The organism is Streptomyces fuscigenes, from assembly GCF_021556455.1.
GTDB classification, from domain to species: Bacteria; Actinomycetota; Actinomycetes; order Streptomycetales; family Streptomycetaceae; genus Streptomyces; species Streptomyces fuscigenes.
Window position 1 is genome coordinate 1 of record NZ_JAKGCV010000601.1, and the last position, 2658, is coordinate 2658.

The 2658-nt window shown below is 76.6% G+C and carries 2 protein-coding genes and 1 pseudogene; all 3 read right to left on the reverse strand.

Annotated elements, in window-relative coordinates; all coding sequences use genetic code 11:
* Nucleotides 1-850 (reverse strand): annotated as a pseudogene (locus L1885_RS26800) (hypothetical protein); the annotation flags it as partial.
* A 10-nt stretch (nt 851-860) separates the two neighbouring features.
* Entirely contained in the window at nt 861-1115 is a 255-nt protein-coding gene (locus tag L1885_RS26805; RefSeq protein WP_235799745.1) for a MoaD/ThiS family protein, read from the reverse strand.
* Nucleotides 1116-1275: 160 nt separating this feature from the next.
* Nucleotides 1276-2124, reverse strand: a complete 849-nt coding sequence (locus tag L1885_RS26810; RefSeq protein ID WP_235799746.1) for an alpha/beta hydrolase — start codon at nt 2122-2124, stop codon at nt 1276-1278.
* Nucleotides 2125-2658 lie beyond the last annotated feature (534 nt).

Here is a 2658-nt window from a genome sequence, read left to right on the forward strand (position 1 = left end):
CGGACCCGGCGCGCCCGGCCGCCGGCACCTCGGGCGGCAGCGGATAGGCGCCGGACTGCCCGGCGTACCCGGGGCCCTGGGCTCCGGGGCCCTGGGCTCCGGGACCCGGGGGCTGGGCCTGGACGGGTCCGGCTCCGGCGCCCGTGGCGGGCAGGTACGCGGTCTCCTCCATCGAGGAGGCCGCGGGCCCGGGGGGCGCCGCGTGAGACGCCCGGTGCGCGTGCGACCGCGCCTGCTGCTGCGACTGCTGCGACTGCTGGGCGTACGGCGCGCCGGTGGCCGGAAGGTAGGCGGTCTCCTCCATCGAGGAGGCGGGCTGCCCGGGCGCCGGCTGCGGCGCGTACGCTCCCCCGGCCGCGTGCGCGCCCGTTGTGGGGAGGTAGGCGGTCTCCTCCATCGAGGACTGCGCGGAGGGGCCCTGGTACGGCCCGGGCTGCGGCTGGGGCGCGAGGTGCTGCTGCGGCCCGGCGGGGGTGCCCGGCCGGTGCGGCGCGGCCGGTCCGTACGACGGCTGCGCCTGCTGGTGCCCGGGCTGCCGCGGGTGTCCGTACTGCTCCTCGTACGGGTGCCCCGGGTGCTGCGGGTCGGGCTGGTACGGCTGCTGCTGGTGTCGCGGGTGCTGCTGGGCGTGCCGGCCGGCCGGCCGCTCGACGACCGGCTGGCTCGCCGTGTCCCACGTCTGGCCCTGCCAGGTCTGGGTCTGCTCCAGGTCGGACGGCCCGCCGCCCTGCGGCCCGGGTTCGTACCCCCCGTACGCCGGGTCCTGGGACCGCGGGCCGCCCGCGTGCTGCGGGGGCGGCGCGCCGTGTCCCCGCGCCGGGTCGTACGGGTAGTGCTGATCGCTGCTCATGCTGTGCGCTTCACCCTCCTGCGAACGGCGGGAGCACCTCGACCGTGCCGCCCTCGGCAAGCCGTACGGTCTCATGCCCTCGGGTGCCGACGGTGAGCCCGTCGACCAGGAACGAACACCGCTCGAGGACGCGCGCCAGGTCACCGGGGTGGTTCGCCCGTGCGTCCGCCAGCGCGCCGGCCAGGGTGTCCGCGGCGTAGGGCTCCTCGGCCACGCCTGCGGCGGCCTTCGCCGCGGCCCAGTAGCGGATCGTGCCCGCCGCCATCGCCGCACCTCCTTGCTCGGCCCGCACTCGTCCTTCGTCGGCATCCATCATGGCCGACGCCCGGGCGTGCTCCGGCACGCGCCGCCCCGCGAGCCCGGCCGGAGGGGGCCCCGCCGCGGCCGAAACGGCGGGTGGCGGGCCAGGTCGGACGGGTTCCGCCTCACGTCCGGTCCCGCGCTCGGTCCCTGGCCGGTTCGGCCCCGGCCCGGTCGGCGGCCCGCGCTCCGTCCGGGACCGGTCCGGCCTCCGCGCGGTCGGCGGCCCACTGCGCGATGCGGGCCAGGAGCGGCTCCTCGGCCGCGTTCTCCGCGTGGCCCATGCCCGGCTCGATCCACAGTTCCGCCGCGCCCTCGGGAGCGGCGTCGGCCAGCATGTGCGGGTGGTCCAGCGGGAAGTACGGGTCGCGGTCCCCGTGCACCACGAGCAGCGGGACCGGCGCGATCAGCGGCACGGCGGCGTACGGCGGCAGCGGGACGGGGTCCCAGTCGTGCTGGTGGATACGGGTGTGCAGGCCGACGCGGCCCACCACGCGCCCGAAGGGCCTGGTCACGACCCAGTGCAGGCGGCGCATCGGCGCGGTGCCCCGGTAGTACCAGCGGGCGGGCGAGCTGACGGAGACGACCGCGTCCGCCCGCGCCTCGGGGCGCTCGCGGTACAGGGCCGCGTGCCGCACGACGACCGAGCCGCCCATCGAGAAGCCGACCGTCACGACCCGCCGGTGGCCGAACGTACGGGCCCAGCGCACGGCGGCCGCCAGGTCCAGCACCTCCCGGTCGCCGACCGTCGAGCGGCCGCCCGACGCGCCGTGCCCGCGGAACGAGAAGGTGACGACGGCGGCCCGGCGCGCGAAGACCTCGGCGGCGCGGCGGACCGCGGGCCGGTCGACGCTGCCCGTGAAGCCGTGCGCCACCACGACGACCGTGCGCGAGGCCGGGTCGGGAGCGCCGGCGAAGCCGTCTCGGCCGGCGCCGCCGCTCCGCGCGACATCCGCCGTACACGATTCGTACATCGCCTCGATCCGGACGGCGTCTTCCGTGGTGAGAACGGTGCGGACCACCCCGGGCGGCCCGGCCGGCCCGGGTGATCTGCGGGATCTGGCTCCTGACACAGCACGCATGTGGGCTATTCTGCTGGGGAAGAGGACCCGGCGATGCAGCCACCGGGTCCTTTTGTGTTTTCCGCTTGTTGTTACAAGCGGATGAACGAATGGAACAAGGGCCACACACGGTACGAGCGGCACCCCGGGGGCCGCGCGCGTCGACCCCGGCAGCCTCGGTGGCCCGGAGCAGAACCAGCAGGACCAGCAGAACCGCACGACCAGCAGGACCAGCAGAACCGCACGGCCAGCAGCACACGGCAGCACAGGCAGCACACGGCAGCAACGAAGCATTGCCCCCATCGCAGGGACCGAGGAGGAACCGACGTCATGGGCAAGCGATCAGCGGACCACCACTGTCCGACCGTCCGACCGAACGCTCCACACGGCCGCACCCCGCAGCCCGCGGGTGCGCCGGGCGGAGCGCGGCCCCCGCGCCGCGCGGCG